This is a genomic window from Treponema sp. UBA3813 (genome assembly GCA_002368605.1).
Classification (GTDB): domain Bacteria; phylum Spirochaetota; class Spirochaetia; order Treponematales; family Treponemataceae; genus Treponema_D.
In genome coordinates, this window is sequence record DFEB01000003.1 from 1 (window position 1) to 3,030 (window position 3,030).

General features: G+C 46.1%; 2 protein-coding genes. One reads left to right on the forward strand and one right to left on the reverse strand.

The genetic code is table 11. From position 1 onward, the window contains the following. The first annotated feature begins 179 nt into the window (after positions 1–179). Complete coding sequence (locus B2089_RS00125) at positions 180–1,520, forward strand: ATP-binding protein (RefSeq protein WP_296685248.1); 1,341 nt, start codon at positions 180–182, stop codon at positions 1,518–1,520. A 56-nt stretch (positions 1,521–1,576) separates the two neighbouring features. Here the strand turns inward: B2089_RS00125 and B2089_RS00130 are convergent. Beyond that, the coding region (locus B2089_RS00130; RefSeq protein ID WP_296685250.1) for a hypothetical protein at positions 1,577–3,030 on the reverse strand (1,454 nt) is incomplete at its 5' end.

Here is a 3,030-nt window from a genome sequence, read left to right on the forward strand (position 1 = left end):
GGACTTTTCCGTGCATGCTTGCCTGGGACAAAAGAGGATTTTTTGAATTTTTGAGAATTTCTTTAAGATTTGTTTAAGAAACAGCCCGAACATAGTCAAAAAAGTGAGATTTTCCATATTGTCTTATAGTCAAAAATGTGTTAAATTCTCTTTTGTATAAAGGTCAAAAAGGTGAAGCCATGGTGCTACGGAGAAAAATTCTGGATTATTTCCACAACTGGAAGGAAAACAGGCAGGGAACGACCGCACTTCTCATCGAGGGTGCTCGCCGTGTGGGCAAGAGCTATGCAGCAAAGGTTTTTGCTGAGTCGGCTTACAAATCATATATTCTGATTGATTTTGCCAACGCAAAGAAAAGTGTCAGGCAGATTTTCGAGGAAGACTCATCAGACCTCGATCTTTTCTTCAATAAGCTCTCCGCCTTGTACGGAGTCAAACTTTATCCTCGCAATTCACTGTTTATTTTTGATGAGGTTCAGCTTTTTCCGCCCGCACGGCAACTTATAAAATATCTTGTCGCAGACGGCAGGTTTGACTACATTGAGACTGGCTCCCTCCTCTCTATAAAACGGAATGTCTCTGAAATCGTGATTCCATCGGAGGAAGAGAGCGTAATCATGCATCCCCTCGATTTTGAAGAATTTCTATGGGCAATGGGAAACGATACTCTCGGAGACTTTATCCGGGAATGCTTTGAGAAAGAGCATCCACTCGGTTCCCTGCACAAAACCGCGATGGACTATTTCAGGCAGTACATGCTCGTTGGCGGGATGCCGCAGTCCGTTCTTACCTATGTTCAGACGAAGAATTTCGAGAATTCCGATCGTATAAAGCGCGACATTCTCAAGCTGTATCAGAACGATATCGGAAAATACGCGGGAGTGTATGCGGCAAAAGTCAGGTCGATTTTCAGTCAGATTCCGTCGCAGCTCTCAAGGCACGAAAAGAGATTCATGCTCGCCTCTCTAAAAAAGGAAGCGAGGATGCGCGATTATGAGGACGCCTTCCTCTGGCTCGATGATGCGAAAGTTGCGAGTATCTGCTTCAACAACACCGACCCAAATGTTGGACTTGGATTGGATGAGGAACACAGCACACTGAAATGCTACCTCCTTGATACGGGACTATTGTTCAGCCTTGCCTTCGCAGACCAAACCGCACTCCAGGAAGATGTGTACCGAGCGATTCTTTTTGACAAGCTAGAAATAAACGAGGGGATGTTCTTTGAAAACATGGTCGCACAAATGCTCTCCGCAGGCGGGCATTCTCTTTATTTTTATTCGCGGGTTGACAATCAGAACGCCGAGAACCGCATCGAAATTGACTTTCTCATCCGCCGAGGGGCTGGCATCTGCCCGGTCGAGGCAAAATCCGCATATTACCAGAAACATTCCTCTCTCGACAAATTCCTAAAGAAATTCTCTCGCCGTACAAAAGAAGGCATAATCATTTACACAAAGGATTTTAAAAAAGAAGGCGCCGTGACATATTTGCCCGTGTACATGACAAGCTGTCTGTAAAAAAAATCCCCGCCCTGCAGCGGCAAGGCGGGGAAAGTGTTTAGCCTAAGCTTGGATTAGAGTGAAGTCTTGAATGAGAGAGGAATTACGATTGTAGTTCCTTTGCTGTATTTGTTGTCAGAGTCAGCACCGAAGCCACCCATGATACAGCGAACTGCACCTGTAATTGTAGCACCTTTTGCTGGTGTAAGGACTACACCGGCCTGTCCAACGAGTGCTGTTGTTCCGTATTTTGAACCGACTGCAGATGCCTGGTCGCCTTTTTTCTCTTTGTTAGAGATAGACTTCGCGGCATACTCACCTTCGACGAAGAAGTTAGCCAAGTCGTTGAGCTTGTAGTTTACATTCAACACGACATCGAGAGCTGTGTTTGCCCCATCAATCTGTTTTGTACCGTTTTTCTCATATTTTGTGAGAGATGTGACATTTGCATAAACGCCAGCCGCCAAAGCGTCGTTGATTGCGTAGCGAGCGCGAGCGTCGATTGCCCATGCGTTGACATCATAGACATCTGAAGAACCCTTCTTGTAGTAATAATAAAGAGTTCCCTCAGACAAGACATCATTTTTAGTTACTGCAGTATCAGTCATATCGTAGTAATATCCGTCAGAAATTGTTACGCCGTCACCGGTAACTGTTTTATATGAATCTGATGATGAGACGGTCGCCTTGCTGGCCCAAGCATAAGTGAAGCCGAGTGTTGCCTTGAGTCCGTCAACAGCCGTCGGGCTGACATACAAGCCCCAAGAACCGATGTTGTCAGCGTCAAGGTTTGCTACGAAATCACCCTTGAAAGCCTCGTGAGTATAAGCAGCCTCGAAAGAGTAGCCAGAGTTGTTTGTCGTAGTGCTAGTGTAGTCATCGTTTGCAGAGACCCATGCGCCGGCGTTCGTCTTTGCGACAGCCTTCAAAAGGAGAGAGCCAGGTCCCAAGTCCTTGAAAGTGTAGTCAATGACGAAAGAGTTGAGTTTTGACCCCTGATAGGTCGTAACATTGTCGGCATCCTGACCAGCCTTGATTGGCATACCCGCGTTCGGATTGATACCGAGCTTTTTGTTGCCAACGACAGCAACTTGTTTTCGGTTCGTATATGCCTTAGCCGAATTCTGTGATTGAGTGAGATATTTAACCGCATGGTTCTGCTCAATCAAAGAGAGGTCGTTCTGGTCTGTTGTGACTCGGTCAGAGAATCGGCTCTCAAAATATCCCGCAGTTATGTTGAAGTTGCCCCAAGTGAGCTTTCCGTAAGCGGCATTCATAGAGAGACCAGAGTCCTTGAAGTCATATTTTCCGTAGACCGTGACCGGACCCTCTTTGAGCTGGATAGTGGTAGCGTCGTTCGTGAGTCCCGACCCCTGTGTCATATAAGACTTGTCATTAAAGTCCTCCGTGCTGTCGAACTGAGCGATTGTCGGCTTATACTTAATTTCTGATTTTACAGTCAAGTCAGCAGCGAAAGCACCAAAGGCAACGCCAGCCAAAGCAACTGCACTTACGATTTTTTTCATAA